This is a genomic window from Desulfoluna sp. (genome assembly GCF_030145185.1).
In the GTDB taxonomy this organism is placed as follows: Bacteria; Desulfobacterota; Desulfobacteria; order Desulfobacterales; family Desulfolunaceae; genus Desulfoluna.
The window spans coordinates 1-23,426 of record NZ_JAQYWB010000081.1; the positions used below are offsets into that span (position 1 = coordinate 1).

Genomic DNA, 23,426 nt, shown 5'->3' on the forward strand with positions numbered 1-23,426 from the left:
TGTGGGAAAGGAAATTATGAAGAAAATAAAGAAGATGAAGAAAATAATTTTAAAATGTGGGAACTGAAGAAAAAAAGAAAGGAAGAAAATTGACTACACTTTCGTACCGCCAGTGAGCATGCAGATTAAAGACGCCGCTGACACAAAAGCCTGTTTAACAAACCCTGCCCATAAAAATTGGCAAAAGTTTGACCCCCGGCAGGACCGCCGGAGGCGTTTTGTCGCTTTAAATAGAGAGAGCTTTTAGCTCTCTTTCTGCTTTTGAAGCGAGGGGGGTCTTGGGGTCGATGGCCATGGTTTTTGCCAGCATGGCTTTGGTTTTATCGTAGGCCCTGGCTTTCAGGTAGGCGCCAGCAAGTTCGTAATGAAGCTGTTGAAATTTAGGGGCGGCCTTGACCCCTTTTTCGAGCCAGTGGATGGCATCGGTGAGCCTTCCTTCGGCCATGTGGCAAAGGGCGATGCCTCTCATGGGAAGAACAAATTGTGGCTGAATTTCAAGGGCTTTATTGTAGTAGGAGAGGGCTTTGTCGCACATCTCTTTGTTGTAGTAGGCCCAGCCCAGGTTGTAGAGGGGGTAGTGGGGGGTGGCATAAAGGATGTTGTCCGATACCTGGTTGAGGACTGCAATGGCATCATCCCATCGTTTCATCAGGAGAAAGACCGAACCCATGTTGTTTTTTGCCGGACCATAGTCGGGTTGAAGGTCCATGGATCGCTGGAAGTGGATGAGGGCCGTCTCGTATCGTTTTTTTGCGGTGTAGGCTTTGCCCAGGTCGTCCTGGAGAAGAAAATCATCTGCAAACAGGCTTTCAGCTTCAAGGAGCTCCCTGAGGGCTGCTGTGGTATTCCCCTGGCTGAGGTAGGCTTCGCCCAGGTTGCGCAGGGCTTCGGATTGTTTTCTCAGCAAGGGTGTTTTGCTGACGCAACTGGTCAGCAGGGCTGCGGTCAGAAGAAGGAGTAAGATCCGTTTTGAACGTTTCATGATGCCCCCGAAATAAAAAAGTGAGCGCGATGTCTTGGCCGGCGTGAGACCCCTCGCGTATTGGACAGGATAAAGTTCCCATTGAGGACGAGGTGGCACCGTGAAAACGTGCGGTTCGCTCCTCTTTTCCGCAACCCTGACATGAATCCGGTTTTATTGCAATCGTCAGTTATGGAAAGGCACGAGGAATAGGGAAATAAGCCTTCGGCGGGCAGGGAATGGCTCCCTGAATCCCTTGAATGCCTCTGGGAATCAACGAATCTGGATGATCCCGAAACCCTGTTCCTCAAGCACTGCGATAATCTCATCTGGAAGCTGGGTGGCGACAATCAGTTTTTTTACCAGGGGGGCGGGGTTGACCAGGACACCCTCTACGGAGAGTTCACAGGCCAGAGCATCTCCGGGCTCTCCAATCGTGATGTGCGGGTTTTCTTCAAACGGGATGCCCAAGGTCGTGAGAAGTTGGAGTGTGGCCTTGAGGAGGTAATCCTCTTTTCGAATGGTGACCACCTTGAGGCCGGAACGTTCAATGGCGAAGACAGCATCTCCGTAGAGGTCTCCAAAATTGACCAGGGTCTCATGGCCATGGTTCGTTCGTATCATATTGGAGGTGGTTTCCAGTTGCATGCCGGCATAGGAAAAAGAGATGGAGATGTTGGGGTCGTAAAGAAGCCCTAAGGCTTTGGCCAGTTCTTCGACGTAGATTTGTTGAGTATACGGGATGATCTCCTGCAGGGAGGTGCTCTTTGTGACCGCAAAGTAGGCCGGTGGCAGGGCTTCTTCCTGGAGGGCTTCTCGAAGGACCAGGCCGTGCTTTCGCAGGTAGGCGACCAGGGGAAGCGGAAACCGCTGAGAGGGATCGGTCAGCTCGGACACAATGAGCCCTCGAAAGGAGGATTCAGATTGAGATCGGTCATATTTGAATGCCCAGTGAGCCTGCAGGGAGAGGTTCATTCCCTCTTCTGAGAAGGAGAGGGGCATGGGAAGGCTTATTTTCGGATACGTCAGGAGAATCGAATCAAGGAGCAGGGCCAGGGAGGGTTCCCTGGATGTCTCGGTGAAACGCAGGTTTTTAAAGTGGGCAGCCATGATGTGTCGTCGGCTCCCTGACAGGGAAAGACCGTTTTGAATAAAGAGAATCCGTCGCCCCTCTGGTAATTGGAGGATGGGGGTTTCTGAGAGGTTGACGGAGAAGTCTTTCCCGTCAGTATCGGGGAAGTAGTAACGGCCTCGATTCAGCAGGACGCCGCCCAACAGTTTGGAGAGCGCATCGAAGGGGTCTTTGGTTCCTGTCTCGTTTTCGTATTGGGTGATGCCGTTGACCTCTGCAGGGGCTGGAGCAGGGTCTGGCTTGGCCGTGTCCAGAACCACTTCACCGTCAGCCTCAAAAACAGAGGTGTACCAGGACTCTTCCAGAATCGACGCGTCGGGAATTTTCAACTTCTGACCGATGTAGATGCGGTTGACGTTTTTAACCGTGGGGTTTACCAGGCGGAAAAGCTTCAACCCTTCCTGATACGAGCGGCTGCCTGCCGGCCCGAATTGCTGGGAGATGATACGGGAGACCGATTCTCCGGATTGCACCTTGTGGGAGGTGGCGTTTGCGGTGAGCATCTGCTTGACCGGTGCTGCGGTAATAAAGGGGAGGTCGACCATTCCCCGTCTTTGACCGGGGAGGGCATCGGCTTCAAGCCATTTTAAGGGGACAAAGATGCGCTCTCCGGGGTGGATCCGGTTAATATTGGCGATATGGTGGTTGATGAGTTTGAAGATATTAAGAAAAAGGGGGAAGTTCGTGTGGGAAATCTCCCCTTTTTGTTTCAGAATTTTGATGACGTAATCATTGGGACGAACGGTGTAAGGCTCGCTCAGGATATCGCGTCCGTTGACGTTGTGTACATAATAGCGCTTGTAGAGAACTTCGGCATCAATCGCTTGAGTGCTTACAAGGATGATGAACAGGCCCCACAGGGACAAAAGCAGTTTGTTCCAACGACCCATAGCCTCTGGGGCCTCCGTGGTAGGTGCCGGCCCCTTTCCCGTTCGATATGAACGAGAAAGGGGCTTGGGTTGTAATCGAGATGAGAAGGGGCGATTGGGATGAAGCGGCCCCGTACGAGTTGGCTTATTTTTGACGGGCAAGATCCAGACGGGACGCGATGGCGTCGGCCGTGAGTCGAACAAAACGATCAAAGGATTCCCCGACGAGAGGGGCACCGGAGGCCGGGAATTCGGTGAGTCCTTCCGCCTTTATCTCCTCGGGGGCGTTGACCAGCTCAGGGTTTGGGGTAATCCCAAACTCTGCCGGGAAGGTGCCGGAGAAGTAGGTCTCCTGAAAACCCGAAAATTTCAGGGCATGGGCCGTGGAATCGATGATGGCTGTCTCTTCATCGGAGACAAGGCCCTGCTTGACGGCTTCCACGAGTCCTGCCAGGGTTTCTCCTCCCTGGGTGCAGGCGATGTGGCCGTTTCGGTTGGCGATGAGTTCGCTGTCCATGATGGCCTGCTCGGTCACCTCGATAAAGAAAACGTTTTTTTCTCCGGCGAGGCGATTGTAGGTCTCCACCACGTGAATGACCCGGGGCATGGAGACCGGGTTGCCGATCATGGCAGCCTGGGCAACGCTGGATTGCACGGTGACCGGTTTAAACTCCCTTTTGGCGCTATCGGGTTCAAGGTAGTACCGATAGACGGGGTTGGCATGATGTGACTGCACCCCGATGATTTTGGGGAGGGTCTCAATGATGCCGGCCTCAAAAAATTTCAGGAAGCCGTTCATGACAGCTGTGATGTTCCCGGCATTGCCGATGGGCACCACCACCACCATGTTTGCCATGTCATAATCGAAGTCCTGGGCGATTTCGAAGGAGTAGGACTCCTGCCCGAGGATGCGCCAGGCATTCTTGGAGTTTAACAGGGCCACGTCGTAGCGGGAAGAGAGGTTCTCCACCACCTTCATGCAGTCGTCAAATACGCCGGGGATCTCAAAAACCTTCGCACCGCTGCCCAGGGGCTGGGAGAGCTGCTGGGGGGTTACCTTTCCCTGGGGGAGAAGAACCGCGGATTTGATGCCTTCGGTGAGGTAGGAGGCGTAAAGGGCCGCCGCTGCCGAGGTGTCTCCGGTGGAGGCGCAAATGGCAAGGATCTCTTTCATGCTCCCTTTTTGTACCAGGGAGTTGATGTAGGAGAGTGCGCTGGCCATGCCCCGGTCTTTAAAAGAGGCGCTGGGGTTCTGCCCGTCGTTTTTAAAAAAGAAACGGGCGCCTGTCAGCTCTTGAAGTCGATCGTTGGCTTCCACTACCGGGGTGTGCCCTTCTCCGAGGTAGAGGATAGACTCGAGCGGAACCACCGGCCCAAGGAACTCGTGGTAACGATAGATCCCCTTCAGGGCCGGAATATTGAGCATGCGCCGGTAGTCAAGAATTTTCCGCCAGGTGGGCCCATCGGCTTTGCGTGTGACCAGGTTGGAGGTCTCATGGAGCAGCATGACGCTGTCACAGTTTGGGCAGACATAGAGCAGTTCCTCGATGCCGTGCTCGCTCCCGCAGCCAAGGCAGCGGTACACCATTTCGCCCCCGGGGGACGGAAGGATGAGGTCCTTGATGTCTGATGGAAAGTCAGATGGCTTCATGAGGCAATGACCTCCTTGCCGCCCATGTAGGGCACCAGCACCTCAGGTATCTTAACAGATCCGTCAGCCTGCTGAAAGTTTTCGAGGATGGCGGCAACCGTTCGCCCGACCGCCAGGCCGGAGCCGTTGAGGGTGTGAACGAGGCGTGGCTTTTTCTCGTCCTTGCGGCGGAAACGAATGCCCATGCGGCGAGCCTGAAAGTCTTCGAAGTTGCTGCAGGAAGAGATCTCCCGGTATTTGTTCTGGGCAGGCATCCACACCTCAATATCGTAGGTCTTGGCTGCGGAAAAGCCTAAGTCTCCGCTGCAGAGGGTGATGACCCGGTAAGGGAGGCCCAGGAGCTGAAGCACCTTCTCCGCATTTTGTGTGAGGATCTCGAGCTCATCGTAGGAGGTCTCTGGATCCACGAACTTGACCATCTCAACCTTATTGAACTGATGCTGGCGGATCAGGCCGCGGGTGTCCTTGCCGTAGGAACCGGCCTCGGAGCGGAAGCAGGGGGTATAGGCCGTGTAACAGATCGGCAGGTCGTCTTCGGAGAGGATCTCTCCGGCATGGATGTTGGTGACCGGGACTTCAGCGGTGGGGATCAGGTAGTAGTCCTGGCCCTCCAGTTTGAAGAGGTCTTCTTCAAATTTCGGGAGCTGTCCGGTGCCCTTCAGGCTGTTGCGGTTCACGATAAAGGGGGGTAACACCTCGGAAAAACCATGCTCCTCAGTATGCAGGTTGAGCATGAAGTTGATGAGGGCTCGTTCCAGGCGTGCCCCGGCCCTGAAGTAGAGGGGGAAGCGGGCGCCAGTGATCCGAGAGGCCCTCGTGAAGTCGAGGATGCCCAGATCTTCGCCAATATCCCAATGGGCTTTGGGCTCGAAGGGCAGGTCGGTCGGGGTGCCCACGGTTCTCATGAGGATGTTGTCCTCTTCGTCTCGGCCAGCAGGGACGGAGGCGTGAGGGATGTTGGGGATCCCCATGAGGATCTCCTGAAGGGTCTCCTCGGCTTCGTTTGTCTCTTTTTCCAGAACCTTGATCCGGGTGGAGACCGACTTCATCTGATCAATCTGGGTCTGGGCGTTTCCCCCGGATTTTTTTAATACCGCAATCTCATCAGAGACGGTGTTTCTCTGGTAGCGAAGGGATTCGAGTTCTCCGATGAGTTCCCGGCGCTTGGTTTCGCATGAGGTGAAGGTGGCAAGGTCGGCTTTGCCGCCTCTTTTTTTCAGGGCATCCTCCACGGTCTGGAGGTTGTCTCGGACGTACTTGAGTTCAAGCATAATAATAACCTGTTCTGGCAACGTGGGATGTTGGGCGGTCGACAGCCTGGCCTGCGGAGTCCCGGCAGGACACACAACCACGATTTTGTGTCAGAGCTGTCGATTCCCATATCGTATTGTGTTATGGTATGGATCGAGGACCGGACTGTGCCATGGATAATATGCCAATCCGTGGTTTTATCGGCATTGATTTTTGTTTTTTAAAACTTAAAATTACTATCACGGTCCATGGTGGCAGTCAATAGCTTTGAATATCGTCAATCATTACTGATTTTATGTGCTTAGCGGAAACAACTGGAGATCATATATGGAAGATGCCGGAGAGAAAAAAAAAGAAATAGTCAGTGAGGTTGAGGCCGCTCTTAATGGACTTTCGGCCGAGGAAAAGGCTCGAAAGCAAAAAACCATCGAAGAGCGGCTTTTTGGTTTTGCCAATTTTATGGAAGCCAAAGTGGTCCTGCTTTATCTGGGTAAGGGGGGCGAAGTAGAAACCCTCGATATTATAGAGCGTTCACTTGAGAATGGCAAGATGGTCGTGCTGCCAGTCTTTAATCGCGAATCCAGTAAAACCATCTTATATAAGGTCGAAAAGGGCCGGCATGATCTCATTAATGGGCCTGATGGCTGGCTGATGCCGGACCCTTCTCGATGCAAGACGGTGCCCATCAACCTCATTGATATTGCCATCGTGCCGGGTCAGGCCTTTGATGAAAAGGGGGGGCGAATTGGGGTTGGTGATAAGTTTTATGATAAATTTGTCCAGAAACTTCCCATCACCACTCGAAAAGTGGCCATTGCTTTTGAAGAGCAGGTGATCTCCCAGGTACCCACCGATTCAAGAAACAAGCATATCGATATTATCGTGACCGATAACCGGACCATTTATAAAATTTGATTTTTTGGTGACTCTGTCAGCTCAGTGTGATGGTATCGGACAGCCCCGTTTTTTTGAAACGGGGCTGTTTTCGTTGTTGGGAGGGTGTGGGAATGGGCTTTAAGGTTGGAGGGCCGCTTTCAGGCCGTTCAGGTTGGCTCCTTTGCCCACAGCAATGACGGTGTCTCCGGGTTGCAGGACGGTTTCAAAGGAGGGGTTGAAGAGCATGGTGCCTTCGTGGGTTTTGAGGGCGATGATAATGAGATCAAACCTTTGACGGATGCCGGAATCTCGGAGCATCACGTTGACCAGCTCGGAATCCTCGTGAATGGCAATCTCTTCCATCTGGATGTCTTTGTGGCGGTCCTGAAGGGCCAGCTCCAGAAAGTTGGTAATGGTGGGGCGGAGTAATTTCAGGGCCATGTTGGCGGCCCCCATGTCGTAGGGCGACTCCACCATGTTGGCACCGGCCGTGATGAGCTTGGATTTTGATTCCTTGTAGCAGCAGCGGGCCATAATAAAGATGTCGGGGTTGAGCTGCCTGGCCGTGAGCACCAGAAAGACGTTGTCTGTGTCGGTGGCCAGCGCGGCCACAAGGCAGGCCGCTTTTTTAATGCCGGCCCGTACCAGATTCTCTTCCAGGGCGGCGTCGCCTGAAATGTAGAGGGCTGCGTCTGCTTCCATCTGGGGGACAAGCTCGGGTGATTGTTCAATCACGACAATGTCCATGGTGTTGGCATTCATCAGCTGGTGGTAGAGGACCCGGCCGATTCGGCCATAGCCACAGATGATGTGATGTCCTTTCAAGCGGGTGATTTTTTTGTCCAATTTTCGCCTCCCCATCAGGGCTTGTATCTTGCCCTCCACCATGAATTGAACCACGGTCCCACCGACATAGATAAAGAAACTGGTCCCGAGGACGATGATGATCATGGTGAAGTGGCGACCGACGGGGGAGAGGGGGTGAATTTCCCCGAACCCGACGGTGGTCAAGGTGATCAGGGTCATGTAAGCGGCGTCGGTGATCCCCCAGCCTTCGATGGCCATGTAGCCGCCGATACCGACCGTGATGATGAGTATCAGGAGAATAACCGCAATGGCGACTTGCTTGAGCCCTTCCAATATGTCCGTCCCTGTCGTCGGAAGTTCGTGTGTTGAATTGCAACGTCTTGTGTTTAAAGACGTTTCGCCTGTAATGCTTCTCTGCGTGTGAGTGGAAATATTCTCTCATTTTACAGAAAAAAGCAGTATATTCCAATACTATTTGCTAATAAGTTGTGGTATAAAACGCAAGTTGTAACCTCTAGTATATATGATGATGTTGTGAAAAAGTCGAGGTATAGACGGCACGATGCCCGTGAATGGGGTGGTGGCCGCGTGTGATTCTGTGAATCCGACGTTAATTATACCCTCATCGGCACAAGGGTAAGGACAGCCATGGATGTGATGGATAGAAAATATGCGCGGCAGCGGGAGGAGATGGTCCGGCGTCAGATTGCCGGACGGGGTATCAGCAATCCCGGTGTGCTTAAAGTGATGGGAGCGGTGCCTCGCCACCTCTTTGTCAGCGAGGCCCTCATGGATCGGGCTTACGGAGATTTTCCTCTCCCCATCGGTGAGAAGCAGACCATTTCACAGCCCTTTATCGTGGCGGAGATGACCCAGGCTCTTTCGCTGACAAAGGATTCGCGCGTTTTGGAGCTGGGCACCGGCTCGGGGTATCAGGCGGCGATTTTATCCCGTCTGGTCTATCGGGTGTACACCATTGAGCGTATTCATACCCTCTATATGCGGGCTCGGAAAGTGTTTGACGCCTTGCATTATTTTAATATTGTGCCTCGATTTTCAGACGGCACCACGGGCTGGCCTCAAGAAGCGCCCTTTGACGCCATCATCGTCACGGCGGGTGCACCGGAGATTCCCATGCACCTCACCGATCAGCTGGCCGATGGGGGGCGTCTCGTGATGCCGGTGGGAGGCGCCGATACTCAAGACCTCCTTCGTATCACGCGCGTTGGCGATGAATTGGTGCAGGAAAATATGGGTAAATGTCGATTTGTCCCCCTGATCGGGGAACACGGATGGAAGGAGTAACTGGATGCAGATCATGCGTCGTCTTTACGACTGGGTTTTGAGCTGGTCTGAATCGCCTTACGGCAGCTGGGCCCTTTTTATGTTAGCCTTTGCCGAATCGTCGTTTTTCCCCATCCCCCCGGATGTGCTGTTGATTGCATTGGCCGTGGGGGCGCACAAGAAAGCCTTTCGGTTTGCCTTGATCTGCACCGCAGGTTCCGTTTTGGGTGGCATGCTCGGGTACCTGATCGGCTGGCAGTTCATGGCTCTGATCGGTGAGCGCATTGTGGCGCTCTTTGGGTTTGCCGACAAATTCACCCAGGTGGAAGCCCTGTACAATACCTGGGATGCCTGGGTGGTTTTTATTGCTGGTTTTACCCCCATCCCCTACAAGGTCTTCACCATCGCCGCCGGGCTTTTTAATCTCAATTTTCCCATCTTTGTTCTGGCCTCGGCCTTGGGGCGGGCGGGCCGTTTCTGCCTGGTGGCTGGGATGATTTATTTCTTCGGACCCGCCATTAAAGCATTTATTGATCGCTACTTTAACCTGTTGGTCACTGTTTTTACCCTGCTTCTGATCGGCGGGTTTGTGTTGATCGCCCGGGTCATGTAATCAGGCGGCTAAAAATTCGCCGCCGGAGGCCGGCTTCTATTTTTTAATCGGTTTGCTTGAGAAAGGCGGCAAAGGCTTCGGCCAGGGGGGACAGCGTCCGCTTTTTATGGCGGGTGAGGTAAAAGGAGCGTTTGAGGTCGACGCCTTCAATGGAGATGGCGGCAAGGAGACCGGACTGGATGTCCCGATCCACGGCTCGGGTGGAGAGAATGGAGACCCCGACCCCGCATTTTACAGCCTCGCAAACGGAGACGGTGTTGCCCATGCGGGCGGATATTTTCAGGTCGGAGGGGTCAAACCCGGCATCGGTCAGGCTCTGATCAATGGATTTCAGGGTACCTGAGCCCTCTTCCCGGGTGACAAAGGGTTCTGACTTCAGCATCTCAAGGGGGATGCTTTTTCGTTTGGCCCAAGGGTGTCCGGTGGGGACAATGAGGCGCATGTCGTCTTCAAAGAGCGGTTCCTGGAGGATGGCCGGATCGGCCAGGGGTGCGCCGGTGACGGCCAGTTCCACGTCTCCGTTTAAAATTCCGTCGGCAATATCTCGAGTGTCCCGAATGATAAGGGAGATCTGAACTGCCGGGTGGGCCTTGGCAAAGCGGCCGATGACCTCGGGCAGGATGTAGCCTCCGGGGATGGTGCTTCCCCCGAGGGTCAGAGCCCCTTTGGTGATGCCTCGGAACTGAGAGAGGGCGCTTTCCGTTTCGTCGCGCAGGGCAAGGATTCGTTTGGCATAGCTGAAGAGCAGTTCACCGGCCTTGGTGGGCAGTACTTCTTTGCCCAGGCGGTCGAGGAGACGAAATCCGCAGTGTTCCTCAAGGTCCTTGATGTGGCTGCTTACCGTCGGCTGCGAGAGGTAAATGGCTTCCGCCGCCCTTGAAAAGCTTTTGTGCTCGATGACCTTGCAGAATATGGTCAGTTGCCAGAAGTCCATGACCTGTTACACCTTGTTGTATGCCGGATGAAATTTGTCTTTGAGTTTCTTTTCGATGGCAGGAGAGACCATACCGGAAACGTCACCTCCGAAGCTGGCCACCTCTTTGATACCTGAAGAGCTGGTAAAAATCCAACGCATGCCGGTCATGAGAAAAACCGTCTGGACATCTCGGTTGAGGCGTCGGTTGAACATGGCCATCTGAAATTCATTTTCAAAGTCTGAGACCGCTCGCATCCCGCGAAGAATCGCATTGGCGTTGCGTTTTCGCGCATAATCCACCACAAGTCCGTCAAACGAATCCACTTCCACACCGTCCACTTCCCTGAAACAATCACGGATCATGGCCTGGCGCTCTTCCACAGAAAAGAGGGGCTTTTTGGCTCTGTTGTTGAGGGTCACGATGATGACCTTATCAAAGATTTTCAACCCACGCTCCACCAGGTCGATGTGTCCGTTGGTGAGGGGGTCGAAGGAGCCGGGGTAAACGGCGATTGTTTCCATGGAGATCCGATCCTTTTCCGCTGTGTGAACAAGGGGCCAAAATGTCACAAAAGCTCTAACACAAAAAAATGAATGAGAACAACCTTTTTCACCGGAAATTGCATATGTTAGGCCGGACATCCCCTCGCATGCCATGGGCGATCTTTCCAGGGCCGGTGGGGTGGAGGTGGGAACCTCATGAATTAAAAGGGGTTGCCCCGGAAAGGGCTGAGAACGTGTGTTTCCGGGGTATCCACGGGCAAGGATTGGCAGAACCCCCTTTTTTTATGGGAAAGAGAGAAAAGAGAGGGCCGTGGTGCCGTATTGCCGTGTCTCTGTGAGAACCAGACCCTCAGGCACAGCAGGAGGGTCACCGGCGGCGTGTTCAACCACCACGAGCCCCTCGGGGGCCAGGGCGTCCCTTTGGATCAGATGGGAGAGAGCCAGCTCCGGGAGTTTTTTGTTGTAGGGTGGGTCCATGAACACCAGATCGAGCGGCCGGTCACCCTGTGGGAGGCAGTGAAGGTTTCGAGTGATGTCCCACTGGATGACCCTGCTTTTTTCTTTGAAATTGCAGGCGGCAATATTTTTCCGGCAGGTCTCCAGAGCCATTTTCTGGTTGTCGATGAAGAGGCAATGGTCTGCCCCTCGGCTGAGAGCTTCAAGTCCCAGGGCCCCGGTGCCTGAAAAGAGATCCAGAACGAAGGCCCCTCGGATGCGGGTCTGGATAATGTTGAAAAGGGTCTCTTTGACCCGGTCCGAGGTGGGCCGGGTGGCAAGACCGGGGACAGCGATCAGCTTTTTTTTTCGTCGTTCTCCACCAATGATACGCATGAATGTGCCTGTGGTTCCTTTGTATTTTATGACTTCATGGCCCTGGCGATATGCCCTTTACTGACACCCAGGCTTTTGGCGGCGGCGGCAATATCGTTGTTGCATTCGGCCACTCGGCGTTTGATGTACTCTCGTTCAAAGGCTTCCTTGGCCTGGCGAAAGTCGGAGATGGCCGCTGGCCCGGAGAGGGCGTCCGGTGTCTCTTCTGGCTCTATCACCCGGTAAGGGGTGGGGAGATCGGAGAGGCCAATGGTCTCCTTATTCACCGTGATGATCAAGCGTTCCACCAGATTTTTCAACTCGCGTACGTTACCTGGCCAGCTGTGGCTGGCGAGGGCTTCCAGGGTCTCCGGGGTGAAATTTTTCGGTTCGGAGTCGGAGGATTTGCTCCACTCCTGGGTAAACCGCTCCACGAGGAGGGGCAGATCTTCCAGGCGGTTTCGCAAAGGGGGCATCTCGAGGGGGACCCCGTTGAGCCGGAAGTAGAGATCTTCCCGGAACCGGCCCGCTTCAATCTCCTGTTTCAGCTCTTTATTGGTGGCGGCGACGATGCGCACGTTGACATCAATGACGCGGCTTCCGCCCAGGCGGCAGAAACGTTTCTCTTCGATGACCTGGAGCAGTTTCCCCTGGTTTGCCAGGTTCATATCGCCGATTTCATTGAAGAACAGGGTGCCACCGTCTGCCAGCTCGAACCGTCCGATGTGTTTTGCCGTGGCGCCTTCAAAGGCGCCTTTTTCATGCCCGAAGAGCTCGCTTTCAAACAGCGCTTCCGGGATGGCCGCGCAGTTGAGGGTGATGAGGGGGTTTTCCGAGTGGGTGCTGAACTGGTGGATGGTGCGGGCGGCCAGTTCTTTGCCGGTTCCGTTCTCGCCGGTGATGAGGATGCAGGCCTCTGTGGGGGCTGCGGCGATGATCTGTTGTTTCAAGGCGAGAATGGGGCCACTGGAGCCGTCGATGGCATTTTTAGCGATCATACGGGTGCGCAGGAAGCGGTTCTCTTCCTCCAGCTTTCGAAAGTTCAGGGCGTTGTTGATGGCCACGATCATCTTGTCGATGCTGATGGGTTTTTCAATAAAGCTGAAGGCCCCGTATTTGGTAGCGGTGACGGCCGTATCGATGGTGCCGTGGCCGGAGATCATGATCACCGGGATATCGGGGTGGGCTTTTTTGATTTCGCGCAGGGTTTCAATGCCGTCGAGGCCGGGCATCCAGATGTCGAGAAGCACCAGGTCAGGGTGTTCGGCGTCGAGGGTTTTTAGGCATTCATATCCGTTGGGGGCTGTGAGGACGTTAAAGCCCTCATCGGAGAGCAGCCCCTCCAGGGAGTGGAGGATGGGCTGTTCGTCATCCACAATAAGCAGGGTTGGAAACATAAGTTTTCTCCTTGGCCGGGCTCATCGGGCGAGCCGAGGTCGGATTCAGGTCGGGGTCGATACTGGAAATTCAATGACGAATCGGGTCCCACTGGGATCGTTGTCCAGTACCCGGATTTCGGCGTTATGGTCGGAAACGATGGAGTTAACGATGGCAAGGCCCAGGCCGGTGCCCGATTTTTTGGTCGAAAAGTAAGGCTCAAAGAGTCTGGCTTTGACGGGATCGGGGATGCCGGTTCCGGAGTCGGCCACCTCCAGGGTGACCACCTGTTTGCTGCTGTTGTACGCGCCGGAAACGGCAATGCGTCCCCGGCCCCGAACAGCCGCCACGGCGTTTTCGAGCAGGTTGATAAGGGCCTGCTTCATCAACTGACGGTCAAGATTCAAAAGGGGAATATCATTTACAAACTGAACTGTAAACTCAATATCGGGCAGGCCCTCCCGGTAGAGGACCAGGCAGTCTTCCACGATGGGGGGCAGCTCACAGGGCACCGGGTTGGCGGTGGGAAATCGGGCGAAGGAAGCAAAAGAGTTCACCAGGTTACGGATGAGTTCCACGTGTTCGATGATGGTCCGGGTGCACTCGTCAAAGACCGGCTCGGCCACCACACTGGAGTACCTCCGCTTGAGGCGCTCTGCGGAAAGAGCGATGGGGGTCAGGGGGTTTTTGACCTCATGGGCGATACGCCGGGCGACCTCTCGCCAGGCCGCGAGACGCTGAATTTTTTCCAGCTCTGTCATGTCGTCAAAGACGATGACCAGGCCCATGGGGTTGCCGTTGTCGTCTCGAAGCGTGGTGGAGTGTACATTGAAGCTTCGAGGTTTGTCGTTGACCGACAGGGAAATGGGGAAGTTGATTCCGTTGCCTGAGTTTTCGAGTTTTTCGGAAACATCTTTGGCTGTTTCGCTGGCCTGGCCGCCGAGGAGCTCGGTGTAGTGGTGGCGCACCACATGCTTGCTTTTGACCTGAAGCATGCGTTCGGCCGATTTGTTGATGGTCGCCACATGGCCCGATGGATCCAGGGAGATGACCCCCGCTGAGACGCTCTGCAGGACAATCTCCATGTACTGACGCTGCTCTTCGATCTCCAGGTTTTGTTCCCGGAGCATGCGGGCGGACAGGGCCAGCTGTTCGCGGCTGATCCCCAGGTCCCGGGTCATCTTGTTGAAGTCGACCACCAGGCTGCCGATCTCGTCGTTGGAGATCACATCGATGTGGAAGCTTAAATCTCCTTCGGCCACTCGCCGTGTCCCTTCGGCGAGTTCCATGATGGGGATGGTGATGGAGCGGGCCAGGTAGAAGGCGAACCAGATGGCGCAGAAGAGGACGAGCAGGGCCACAATGGAGAGGGCAATAAAGTAGGTGGTGCGGATGGGTTTTTTCATCAGCTTGATCTGCTGATACTCTTCAAAACCCCGGGTGACCGAGGAGATATCCGCCACCAGATCTCGGGATACCTGGATGGTGATCACCACATAGGCCCGGGCGTCCTGGCGTTTGACCCCAAAGGGGACCGTGGCAATGCTTCGGATCAGTTCCCGTCCGCCGTTTTCTTCGATGACGGTGTGGACACTGTTGGCTTGAGCGGCCTTCTGGAGCTCTCCGGGGGGGATGAGGGTGAGGGTATCGGGCGACGTCTCCGAAGAGATGGAGAAGGTGATTCGGTCGGTGCTTTTGCCGTAGACCTCGATGGCGTCTAAATTAAAGGCGCGCTGGCTCACCACGATATAGTTGGACAGCGCCCCTTTTTTAGGGGTTTCCAGATATTTTTTGTCCAACTGGTAAGCGATGCGGTCCAGAAAGAAGGTGTTGTTTTTTTCGATGTGGTTGTAGAGCTCTCGACCAATGGAGAGGGAGTTCTCCAGGGCCTGTTCCACGGGGGCGTTAAACCAGTAGGCGATGCTGTTGGAGATGAACTGCATGGAAAAATAGAAGAGCACCACCGTGGGCACCAGGGTGAGCGTTATGAAGGCGATGACGAGTTTGACCCGGAGCTTGGAGCCCATGGCCTTTTTCCGGCGATCGAAGTAGAGCTTGGTCAGGTTTCGGAAGACAAGGATGATGAGGGTCAGGAGCAGCATCATGTTGATGTTAATCAGGATGAACATCAACAGGGTGTTGGATATGGGGAAGTCTGCGCCGTAGTTCGAGGTTTTGCTGATGGCGTAGGAGATGATGCCCACTGTCACGATGAGGATGACAATGAAGAAGAACTCGCGCTTCTGGCGTTTTTTTTCCGCTTCGGCGGAGGGTCGTTCAAGGTGAAGATCCATGGCCACCTCAGTGGGTGAATGAGGCTTATTGCCCACCGATTGCTTTCGGGTTTTCGATGATTTTTGAGACAGAGGGTGATTCATAACCCGCCTTTAATAAACGAACGCAGCGTGTCGCCAGTTGGTTTCAAAGGCATCCAGGTCGGTAAAGAGTCCGATGAACTTCAGGTAGACTGGCAGTGTGAACTCCTCCAGTCGAGCCCGGGCTCTGACCTGATAGGCCTCCCCTCGCGTCAGGTCGGTCAGGGCGATGGCACGTACTCCTTCCAGGCGGCTCATCATCTGCTTAGCCTCTTCGTAGCTGTCCGTGGTGACGCTTTCCGGTTTGGCCCAGGAGCGGGTGATGGTGTAGGCCTTTTTCATGGCGTCGAACTTGATCCGGTGTTCGGTTCTGATGGAGGCAACGCGATGATCAAACCAGAATCGCTTCTGCTGGAAGATGTCAATATAATAGGAGATGGTGGTTTCTACTCCGCTGTGGACCGCCTTTTCCACCTGCTCCACGAAGGCTCCCTCCAGCTCTGTATAAAGAAGGAGGTGGTCCCGGGTGTTGGTGATGGTCAAGCTCGCGAGCCGGGGTTCGCTTGGGGCTGCCCCGGCGAAGGGGGGGAGCAGAAGAAGCAGAAGAGCCACAATGAAGGTGGCATGCTTGCGTCGGCTAATCATATGGATTTCATCCCAGCGTGCGCGTTTCCCAGGACCCTTTGTTTTTAAACAGGGTTTCCAGAAAGGCGTGGTTAAAGGCGTGCCCGGACTTGAGGGTGGTGATTTCCGCCAGAATGGGCATTCCGAGCAGGGAGAAGTCCCCCAGGCAGTCAAGAAGCTTGTGGCGGACAAATTCGTCGGGGAAGCGGAGGCCGCCTTCATTCATGATGCCATCGTCGGTGAGGGCAATGCCGGTGCCGAGGTCGGCACCCCGGCCCAGGCCATAAAGCTTGAGCATTTTGATGTCTCGATAGAACCCGAAGGTGCGTGCCGGGCTGATGTCCGTCAAAAAAGTGTTGTCTCGAAGGTCCAGGGTGTAGGTTTGCTCGTTGATCATGGGGTGATTGAAGGCAATGCCGCAGCTGATGGAAAAGTGATCGCAGGGAATGGCGGTCACCCGCTTGTCGCCGTCGATGAGCTCTACTTTTTCCGTGATGGCCAGAAAGCTTCGGGGCGTGTCCAGTGCCACGATGCCTGCGTCCATGATTCCCCGGGCGAAGACTTTGGCGCTTCCGTCCATGATGGGCATTTCGTATCCGTCGATGGTGACCAGCGCGTTGTCGATGCCCAGGCCTGCGAATGAGGCCATGAGATGCTCAATGGTGGAGACGATGGCCCCCTCCTGGCCGATGACCGTGGCCAGGCTGGTGTCCACGACATTGGGGAACAAAGCGCGGATGGTGGGGCTGTCGAGCAGGTCACTTCGCTGGAATTGAATGCCGTGGTTGGCGGGGGCCGGATGGATGGTCAGATTGACCTGAACACCCGAATGTACACCGGTTCCTGAGCATGAAAAAGGTTTTGCTAAGGTGCGTTGATTCATGTAGATTGTCATCACCATATCGTTTGCGGTCAGCCATTGACGGCCTGTCCGGTATCGTTGTTTTGATCGTTTCTTGTCGTGTGAGGTCCTCTCCTGACGTACCCATGTCGTTTTTGCAGCAAGCGGGTGTGATGGTTTTTTACAAATCCATCACGCGTGTTGATATCCTAACCCCTTGTCAGACGTTCTGTCTGTGTGGGGTATCACTCAGGCATCGACACACGCGGGTGACTCCGGATCTTTAAATGACCCCTTGAAAATCAGAAAAACCTCAACTTAGTGGGTTTATATCTCAAATACCATGAAATATCAAAATCATTGTCACCCTGCGGCCCGATGAAGGGGCGGGGGGATGAAAAGGAGGGCGGGTGCTGGCCAGGGTGTACAGCTGTGCATGGGTGGGGGTGGAGGCCAGGGTGGTGGATGTGGAGGTGGATATCGCGCGCGGGCTGCCAGCCTTTACTACCGTGGGTCTTGCTGAGACCTCCGTGCGGGAGAGCCGGGAGCGGGTGAAGGCAGCGGTGACCAACTCCGGGTTTCAGTTTCCCAACGATCGCATTACCGTGAATCTTGCCCCCGCCGATATGCGAAAAGAGGGCACAGGCTTTGATTTGCCCGTGGCACTGGGGGTTTTGACGGCCACGGGGATGGTCCCGGAGGGCGCCACGGCCGGGTTTCTTATCTGTGGCGAGTTGGCCCTCGATGGCCGGGTTAAGCCGGTACGGGGCGTGCTGGCCATGGCCATGGAGGCGAGGCGTCGCGGGATGAATGCCGTGCTGGTTCCGAAGGCAAATCGCATTGAGGCCTCGGTGGTGCGTGGGATTCATGTCTATGCGGTGAACAGCCTGGCCGAGGCGGTGGGGTTTCTTAAGGGGATCCAGCCCCTGATCCCAGAGCCTGCCTTTGCCGGCTTTTCTCCGGACGAGGAGGTCTACTCGGTCGATTTCTCGGATATTATCGGGCAGAATCATGCCAAGAGAGCGCTGGAGATTGCGGCAGCCGGAAAACACAATCTTTTGATGAATGGCCCTCCCGGCTCCGGGAAGACCATGCTGGCCCGAGCTCTTCCCTCCATTTTGCCGCCGCTCTCCTTTGAAGAAGCCCTTGAGACCACACGGGTGCATTCCGCGGCCGGACTTCTGGACAGAGAGACCCCCCTGGTGGTCGTCCGGCCCATGCGATCTCCTCACCACACCATCTCCGATGCCGGATTGACCGGCGGGGGGCAAAACCCCACGCCCGGTGAGGTGAGCCTTGCCCACAACGGGGTCCTCTTTCTCGATGAATTGCCGGAGTTTAAAAAGCGAGTTCTGGATGTCCTGCGCCAGCCCCTGGAGGATGGGCATGTTCATATTGCCAGGGCTCGGACCAAGGTGACCTACCCCAGCGACACCCTTCTGGTCTGCGCCATGAACCCCTGTCCCTGCGGGTACGCCACCCACCCGGGGCGGGAGTGCCGGTGCTCCCCTGTTCAGGTGGAACGGTATCAGGGGCGGGTCTCTGGCCCCTTGTTGGATCGTATCGATCTTCATGTGGAGGTTCCGGCAGTCTCTTTTGATGATCTTTCGGGGAGAAAGAAGACACGGGAAGAGCCCTCGTCGGCGGTGAGGGCGCGGGTGGTTGCCGCCGTTGTGCGTCAAACGAGCCGATTCCAAGGGCTTCCCATTCGTTTCAATGGCCAGATGGGAAGCCGCGAGGTGCGGGCATTCTGTGGGATCAATGCCGCATCCCAGACACTGCTCGAAACCGCAGTCCAGCGCCTCGGGCTCTCGGCCCGCGCCTGGATGCGTTGCCTGAAGATGGCTCGCACCATTGCCGACCTTGAAGGCGTAGAAACCATTGAGACTCCCCACGTCGCAGAAGCCATTCAGTATCGGGAGATTTTTTCCCGGGTCGAAGAGAGATCCCCCTGGGACCTTCCTCAGCCAATACCCACCCCATAAATAAAACCCATGCCAGGTTCGCGCTTCCTGCCTTTGGTCTTCAGATCCTGAAAAACGGCCTCCGGCGGCAAGGTGGCGCCACCTTGAAAGCGGGTTTGCGCATGCGATTCGGGTGGCGTAACTTCGGGCTGAAATGCGTCCGCATTCGCGTGAAGTGCAAGGACATGCACAGTGCATCGCAAGTGCAGGAGCTGTAGATTGGCAGAATTCAACTCAGCCGTTGACTTTAACCGGAATAACTCCGGCGGCAAGGTGTGCCACCTTGAAAGCGGGTTTGCGAATGCGATTCGGGTGGCGTAACTTCGGGCTGAAATGCGTCCGCATTCGCGTGAAGTGCAAGGACATGCACAGTGCATCGCAAGTGCAGGAGCTGTGGGTGGAATTTAATCGAGGTTATTTTGTAAAATCTGTTTGTTAAACTTTCTTGTCGCGCCGTAGCCCTTGGGCGAAGGCGGATCAAACGTTTAGCCCCCGGCAGGGCCGCCGGAGGCACACGCAGAATCGTTACGTCTCTGGAGGCGTTTTTTTCAGATGCCGCCAGAGGGTGGCGGTGCCGATGCCGAGGATTTGGGCGGTCTCTTTCTTGCTGCCGCCGGTGTGGTCGAGGACTTTTTTGATGTAGCGATGGGTGAGTGCTTCCAGGCTGGGAAGATCACCGTCGAGGGTGGCTTGGGGGGAGGGCTCTCCCTCCTCGTGTCCCTCCTCTATATGCGTTTCGGGGAAATGTGTTGCGTCAATAAGGTCTTTTCCGGCAAGGATCAGGCCATGTTCTATCCAGTTCTCAAGCTCACGGACGTTTCCGGGCCAGGGATGGCTCAGGAGGGCGCTTTCTGCGGCCGGTGTGAGCCCGGGGTGTCCGGGGGCGTGTTTCTGCAGGGTGGCGTGGGCCAGGGGGAGGATGTCTTTTTTGCGCTGGACCAGGGAGGGCAGGGTGATGGGAAACACCGAGAGCCGGTAGTAAAGATCCTGGCGAAAGGTGCCTTCCCGGGCCATTCGGGCAAGGTCCCGGTTGGTGGCGGCCACAATGCGTGCCTTGACCGGGATATCCTCCAGTCCACCCACGGGGCGGACCTCTCTTTCTTGAAGCGCCCGGAGGAGTTTGCCCTGGATGGAGAGAGGCATGTCGCCGATCTCATCCAGGAAAATAGTGCCCTCTCCGGCCTCGACAAAAAGGCCTTTTTTGTTTTTCTCCGCCCCGGTAAAGGCTCCCCGCATATGTCCGAAGAGCTCCGATTCCAAGAGGTCCGGGGGGAGGGCGGCGCAGTTGATGGCCAGGAAAGGGCCCCGGCTCCTTTGGGATCTTGCGTGAATCCGGCGTGCCACCACCTCTTTGCCCGAACCGCTTTTGCCGAGGATAAGGACGGTGGCGTCGGTGGGGGCGACCTTGTCGGTGCGGTCCAGGACGCTTTGAAAGCTCGGATCCTGGCAGACCGGGGTGGGCACCGAAAAAAAAGAGTCAAAGGGTGGACGCTCTTTCTCGAGCCCCAGTATCTCCCGCAGTTTAATGATATTGCTTTCCAGGGGGCGATCATTTTCCTCCTTGCTGCCAGGCGGGGTCTCTCCCTGCTTCCAGTCTTCTGCGGGCCTTCCTTCAAAATGGCAGTTTGCCGCGCCCATGGCCTGACAATCGGTCTCTCTGACCGATATTTTCTCCCCAAAAACAGCCGAGGCATACCCACTTAAAATGGCGCATAAGGCGACACAGACCGGCTTTTTTGCATGGCCCTGGTGGTTTCGCTTGGCGGCTTTGAGGTAGATCACCGTTTCAAAGGACTTCGTCCAGGTCCCGGTAAAACGGATCAGTTTCCCTTCCGGCGTGATGTTAAGGGTGGTGATGTGCTCGTGGCAGTAGCCGGTGAAGCCTCGAAGCATGCTCCCGGCCCGAAGGTGCTCTTTAAATGAGGGGAAGGGGTGAAGACCTGCGAGGGTCGTGGCCTGGCCGAGGCCTACCTCGTACCCCAGCTCTTCACCGATGCGTTTGCGTGTTTTTTTGTCCACGATGGAGGCAAAATCGCGATAAAAGCATTCCAGAGTTGCGATGCTGACGCCCAGAATGCGGCTGGGGCCAAACAGGGGGAATCCGTGGGTGGGGTCCCGGGTGATGATTTCAGAAGGAGAGAATTGCTCAGCAAACATACCATCAACTTTCAATTTAGAATTTCAAAAAGATAATAAAGCCTATCATTTTGAAATGTCAGTTTCAAGATGAAACGTGGGGCCTTGCGGTTGAAAAGGCTCGTCAATCGGAGAATGTGGTGGAATGATTGCACAATGACCATTGTTCACGCGGTGGCACGATGGTTGCAGAAATAACTCTCGGTAGAAGGGTGATGCAGGACTATGCGGCTTTTTTAGAACAGTGGTCGCAGATGTGGGGTTTGGCCCTGAGCGCTGAACGCCGATTGAATGTGCGCCTTATGTCTATTGTCCGTACGGTCGGTTCTTGCCCCTGTGATGGGGAGGTGGGTTTTGTGTGGTTTTGACGGGACGGCGTTTATGGATGAAACGTCGGGTTGCACGTCAATTCTAATGTCACGCCCCGGGGCATCGTTGCAATGCTATGTAAGGAGGATACAATGGTGAAACGTTTTGCTTGTGCGGTTGTCTGTGTGCTTGCCGCGACCTCAATGTGTTATGCCGGTTCTGTGGATACCTATGGCATCGGTGCCCGGGCCACTGCCCTGGGCGGCGCCTATGCCGCCACCGCCGATGACCCCTTTGCCGCCTATTACAACCCGGCGGGTTTGTCCCAGATTGAAGGGAAGGTTTTTGCCGTGGGCGCCCATGGGGTGGACCCCACGATTAATATGTCCGAGTTTACCGTGACGAATCGCTCCAACATGTCACAGCTCCCTTTGGAGGGACCTGCTAACTTTAGCGATGACTCTGATTTTTTGATTGCCCCTCACATGGGGTATGCCCAGAAGCTCAACGACAGCTTTGCTCTGGGGGTTGCCGCTTACGCACCTTGGGGTATGGAGCTGGACTGGGAGAAGGATCCCACGAAAAACCCAGGCTCTTACAGTGCCTATCACTCGTATTACAGGCGCTTTGGCGTGACTCCCACCCTCTCCTACAAGGTGAACGACAAGCTTGCCTTTGGCGTGGGGGTGACCATCGGGAAGTCCGAGGCGGGGGCGGACACGACTAAATATATGATGATGTCGGGTGTCGTAGATGACACCATTGCTAAATCTAATGATTTGCAACTTCCCAAAGATATTCCTGGTGTACCAAATGAGGCGACCAATACCGGAGAAGCAGCCCTGCGGTACAGTAAAGCACTTGAATACGCGACAGATCCTCAAGATATTGCTGAATTGACCTATGCTGCTGGAACGATGGCGGTGCTCAGTGGGAAAGGGATCGAAACGGGTGCCAATGTAGAGGGCGTGCCAACAAGTCTGCATGGTACAACCGTCGGCATGGAGATGGAAGATGACCTGAATTATTCCTACAACTTTGGGGTGATGTACAGGCCAATCGAGACTATTACAATGGGTCTGGCCTATCGAAGTGAGTGCGATGCTGACTTTGAGGGGGATGTTCTTGTGAATGGCGTTAAGGTGAGGACAGCCACGATGGATTACAATCATCCTCAGCAGGTTCAAGCTGGTGTGCGTTATCAGCCCCACAGCAAGTTTTCCATCGAATGTGACGTTGTGTGGACCGATTGGAGTGTTAATCAGGAGCAGGTTTCTGTTCTTAATGAGCCCCTTTATTTGACGGAAGCTCCTGTGGCGGTTACAGAGGAAAAATTCCACAGAGAGTGGGAAGACACCAAGCAGCTCCGTTTTGGTATGGAGTACATTTTAAATGATATGGTTACCCTGCGCGGTGGCTATTTCTACGACCCCACGCCCATTCCCGATACCACGCTGGATATGCAGTGGCCCGATGCGGACAAGAAGACCTACTCCCTCGGGGCCGGGTTTAACTTCGGTCGTTACTCCATCGATACCGTGCTGCAGTACATCGACATTGAGCAGGCGCGGCATGTCGGGGGAGAGAGCGCGAACCTTAACGAGAGTTTTCAAGGCAATGTGGTCTCCGCCAGCGCCGATGGCTACATTTTGGGCGCGGGCGTGACCCTGACGGCTCGATTCTAAAGAAAGGTAATCTCTGGCTTTGACGATCGTCGAGGCCTTCGGGGGAGGGGGCGCCCCACCATCGCCCCTTTGCCCGGCATTGCAGCGATGGGCCCGGCCCTGCCAGGGGCTGGGCCCTTAGGACGAACTGTTTTTTTGGAAAAAAGTGTGCGTAGATAATTGAGGAGGCCACCCCCTGTGATGGGGTGGCCTTTTTTGCGTTGTGAGGGAGAGAAGGCAGGGCGTTCGGCACCCCGCTTTCAAGGTGGCTCACCTTGCCGCCGGAGTTGTTCCGGTTAAAGTTAACGGCTGAATTGAATTCCGTTCATCTACAGCTCATGCACTTGCGACGTACTGTGAGTTTCCTTGCACTTCAAGCGAATGCGGACGTATTTCAGCCCGGAATGACGACTCCCGGTGCGCGTTCGCCACCCCGTTTTCAAGGTGGCTCACCTTGCCGCCGGAGTTGTTCCGGTTAAAGTTAACGGCTGAATTGAATTCCGTCCATCTACATCTCATGCA

19 protein-coding genes are annotated in these 23,426 nt (G+C 55.2%); 5 read left to right on the forward strand and 14 right to left on the reverse strand.

What is annotated here, in order from left to right:
- Positions 1-226: 226 nt before the first annotated feature.
- The 4 genes from Q1Q75_RS19395 to serS all read right to left on the reverse strand — a co-directional run bounded on the left by Q1Q75_RS19395 (position 227) and on the right by serS (position 5,884).
- Entirely contained in the window at positions 227-982 is a 756-nt protein-coding gene (locus Q1Q75_RS19395) for a lipopolysaccharide assembly protein LapB (protein ID WP_300674120.1), read from the reverse strand.
- Between the two features lie 252 nt (positions 983-1,234).
- Positions 1,235-2,983: a LysM domain-containing protein gene (locus tag Q1Q75_RS19400; RefSeq protein ID WP_300674122.1), complete on the reverse strand. Its 1,749-nt coding sequence runs from the start codon at positions 2,981-2,983 to the stop codon at positions 1,235-1,237.
- Positions 2,984-3,107: 124 nt separating this feature from the next.
- Complete coding sequence (gene thrC / locus Q1Q75_RS19405; RefSeq protein WP_300674124.1) at positions 3,108-4,613, reverse strand: threonine synthase; 1,506 nt, start codon at positions 4,611-4,613, stop codon at positions 3,108-3,110.
- A complete protein-coding gene (gene serS, locus Q1Q75_RS19410) occupies positions 4,610-5,884 on the reverse strand; it encodes a serine--tRNA ligase (RefSeq protein ID WP_300674127.1) in 1,275 nt (424 codons plus the stop codon). Before serS ends, thrC begins: the two co-directional genes overlap by 4 nt.
- Before the next feature lie 307 nt (positions 5,885-6,191).
- Between serS and Q1Q75_RS19415 the strand changes: the two genes are divergently transcribed.
- Positions 6,192-6,779 carry a 5-formyltetrahydrofolate cyclo-ligase gene (locus tag Q1Q75_RS19415; RefSeq protein ID WP_300674129.1) on the forward strand — a complete coding sequence of 196 codons (588 nt, stop codon included), beginning with the start codon at positions 6,192-6,194 and terminating at the stop codon, positions 6,777-6,779.
- A gap of 99 nt (positions 6,780-6,878) precedes the next feature.
- On the opposite strand, the gene Q1Q75_RS19420 is transcribed toward Q1Q75_RS19415, so the two are convergent.
- Positions 6,879-7,880, reverse strand: coding sequence for a TrkA family potassium uptake protein (locus Q1Q75_RS19420; RefSeq protein ID WP_300674131.1), 1,002 nt, complete (start codon positions 7,878-7,880; stop codon positions 6,879-6,881).
- Positions 7,881-8,195: 315 nt separating this feature from the next.
- Between Q1Q75_RS19420 and Q1Q75_RS19425 the strand changes: the two genes are divergently transcribed.
- Positions 8,196-8,852: a protein-L-isoaspartate(D-aspartate) O-methyltransferase gene (locus Q1Q75_RS19425; RefSeq protein ID WP_300674133.1), complete on the forward strand. Its 657-nt coding sequence runs from the start codon at positions 8,196-8,198 to the stop codon at positions 8,850-8,852.
- A gap of 4 nt (positions 8,853-8,856) precedes the next feature.
- Positions 8,857-9,444 carry a YqaA family protein gene (locus Q1Q75_RS19430; RefSeq protein ID WP_300674135.1) on the forward strand — a complete coding sequence of 196 codons (588 nt, stop codon included), beginning with the start codon at positions 8,857-8,859 and terminating at the stop codon, positions 9,442-9,444.
- A 43-nt stretch (positions 9,445-9,487) separates the two neighbouring features.
- Here the strand turns inward: Q1Q75_RS19430 and Q1Q75_RS19435 are convergent, their stop codons facing one another.
- The 7 genes from Q1Q75_RS19435 to lpxC all read right to left on the reverse strand — a co-directional run bounded on the left by Q1Q75_RS19435 (position 9,488) and on the right by lpxC (position 16,885).
- Positions 9,488-10,378: a selenium metabolism-associated LysR family transcriptional regulator gene (locus Q1Q75_RS19435; protein WP_300674138.1), complete on the reverse strand. Its 891-nt coding sequence runs from the start codon at positions 10,376-10,378 to the stop codon at positions 9,488-9,490.
- Positions 10,379-10,384: 6 nt separating this feature from the next.
- Entirely contained in the window at positions 10,385-10,882 is a 498-nt protein-coding gene (coaD, locus tag Q1Q75_RS19440; protein ID WP_300674141.1) for a pantetheine-phosphate adenylyltransferase, read from the reverse strand.
- A 264-nt stretch (positions 10,883-11,146) separates the two neighbouring features.
- Positions 11,147-11,695: a 16S rRNA (guanine(966)-N(2))-methyltransferase RsmD gene (rsmD, locus tag Q1Q75_RS19445; protein WP_300674144.1), complete on the reverse strand. Its 549-nt coding sequence runs from the start codon at positions 11,693-11,695 to the stop codon at positions 11,147-11,149.
- Positions 11,696-11,721: 26 nt separating this feature from the next.
- Complete coding sequence (locus Q1Q75_RS19450; RefSeq protein ID WP_300674146.1) at positions 11,722-13,071, reverse strand: sigma-54 dependent transcriptional regulator; 1,350 nt, start codon at positions 13,069-13,071, stop codon at positions 11,722-11,724.
- Between the two features lie 45 nt (positions 13,072-13,116).
- A complete protein-coding gene (locus tag Q1Q75_RS19455; RefSeq protein WP_300674148.1) occupies positions 13,117-15,345 on the reverse strand; it encodes an ATP-binding protein in 2,229 nt (742 codons plus the stop codon).
- A 93-nt stretch (positions 15,346-15,438) separates the two neighbouring features.
- A complete protein-coding gene (locus tag Q1Q75_RS19460; protein ID WP_300674149.1) occupies positions 15,439-16,011 on the reverse strand; it encodes a DUF4390 domain-containing protein in 573 nt (190 codons plus the stop codon).
- A 7-nt stretch (positions 16,012-16,018) separates the two neighbouring features.
- Positions 16,019-16,885 (reverse strand): UDP-3-O-acyl-N-acetylglucosamine deacetylase, encoded by an 867-nt coding sequence (gene lpxC, locus Q1Q75_RS19465; protein WP_300674151.1) that lies wholly within the window; start codon positions 16,883-16,885, stop codon positions 16,019-16,021.
- Between the two features lie 356 nt (positions 16,886-17,241).
- Here lpxC and Q1Q75_RS19470 point away from each other — a divergent pair, with 356 nt between their 5' ends.
- Positions 17,242-18,816: a YifB family Mg chelatase-like AAA ATPase gene (locus Q1Q75_RS19470; protein WP_300674154.1), complete on the forward strand. Its 1,575-nt coding sequence runs from the start codon at positions 17,242-17,244 to the stop codon at positions 18,814-18,816.
- Between the two features lie 504 nt (positions 18,817-19,320).
- On the opposite strand, the gene Q1Q75_RS19475 is transcribed toward Q1Q75_RS19470, so the two are convergent.
- Complete coding sequence (locus tag Q1Q75_RS19475) at positions 19,321-20,952, reverse strand: sigma 54-interacting transcriptional regulator (protein WP_300674157.1); 1,632 nt, start codon at positions 20,950-20,952, stop codon at positions 19,321-19,323.
- 440 nt (positions 20,953-21,392) lie between these two features.
- Between Q1Q75_RS19475 and Q1Q75_RS19480 the strand changes: the two genes are divergently transcribed.
- Positions 21,393-22,925: an outer membrane protein transport protein gene (locus tag Q1Q75_RS19480; protein WP_300674159.1), complete on the forward strand. Its 1,533-nt coding sequence runs from the start codon at positions 21,393-21,395 to the stop codon at positions 22,923-22,925.
- Between the two features lie 315 nt (positions 22,926-23,240).
- Here Q1Q75_RS19480 and Q1Q75_RS19485 read toward each other — a convergent pair.
- On the reverse strand, positions 23,241-23,426 hold a 186-nt coding region (locus Q1Q75_RS19485; protein WP_300674161.1), incomplete at its 5' end, for a hypothetical protein.

What these genes read in the sequence shown, in the direction of transcription:
- Q1Q75_RS19395 (WP_300674120.1), bottom strand. Translation starts at nt 982, where the DNA reads ATGAAACGTTCAAAACGGATCTTACTCCTTCTTCTGACCGCAGCCCTG.
- Q1Q75_RS19400 (WP_300674122.1), bottom strand. Translation starts at nt 2,983, where the DNA reads ATGGGTCGTTGGAACAAACTGCTTTTGTCCCTGTGGGGCCTGTTCATC.
- thrC (WP_300674124.1), bottom strand. Translation starts at nt 4,613, where the DNA reads ATGAAGCCATCTGACTTTCCATCAGACATCAAGGACCTCATCCTTCCG.
- serS (WP_300674127.1), bottom strand. Translation starts at nt 5,884, where the DNA reads ATGCTTGAACTCAAGTACGTCCGAGACAACCTCCAGACCGTGGAGGAT.
- Q1Q75_RS19415 (WP_300674129.1), top strand. Translation starts at nt 6,192, where the DNA reads ATGGAAGATGCCGGAGAGAAAAAAAAAGAAATAGTCAGTGAGGTTGAG.
- Q1Q75_RS19425 (WP_300674133.1), top strand. Translation starts at nt 8,196, where the DNA reads ATGGATGTGATGGATAGAAAATATGCGCGGCAGCGGGAGGAGATGGTC.
- Q1Q75_RS19430 (WP_300674135.1), top strand. Translation starts at nt 8,857, where the DNA reads ATGCAGATCATGCGTCGTCTTTACGACTGGGTTTTGAGCTGGTCTGAA.
- Q1Q75_RS19435 (WP_300674138.1), bottom strand. Translation starts at nt 10,378, where the DNA reads ATGGACTTCTGGCAACTGACCATATTCTGCAAGGTCATCGAGCACAAA.
- coaD (WP_300674141.1), bottom strand. Translation starts at nt 10,882, where the DNA reads ATGGAAACAATCGCCGTTTACCCCGGCTCCTTCGACCCCCTCACCAAC.
- rsmD (WP_300674144.1), bottom strand. Translation starts at nt 11,695, where the DNA reads ATGCGTATCATTGGTGGAGAACGACGAAAAAAAAAGCTGATCGCTGTC.
- Q1Q75_RS19450 (WP_300674146.1), bottom strand. Translation starts at nt 13,071, where the DNA reads ATGTTTCCAACCCTGCTTATTGTGGATGACGAACAGCCCATCCTCCAC.
- Q1Q75_RS19455 (WP_300674148.1), bottom strand. Translation starts at nt 15,345, where the DNA reads ATGGATCTTCACCTTGAACGACCCTCCGCCGAAGCGGAAAAAAAACGC.
- Q1Q75_RS19460 (WP_300674149.1), bottom strand. Translation starts at nt 16,011, where the DNA reads ATGATTAGCCGACGCAAGCATGCCACCTTCATTGTGGCTCTTCTGCTT.
- lpxC (WP_300674151.1), bottom strand. Translation starts at nt 16,885, where the DNA reads ATGACAATCTACATGAATCAACGCACCTTAGCAAAACCTTTTTCATGC.
- Q1Q75_RS19475 (WP_300674157.1), bottom strand. Translation starts at nt 20,952, where the DNA reads ATGTTTGCTGAGCAATTCTCTCCTTCTGAAATCATCACCCGGGACCCC.
- Q1Q75_RS19480 (WP_300674159.1), top strand. Translation starts at nt 21,393, where the DNA reads ATGGTGAAACGTTTTGCTTGTGCGGTTGTCTGTGTGCTTGCCGCGACC.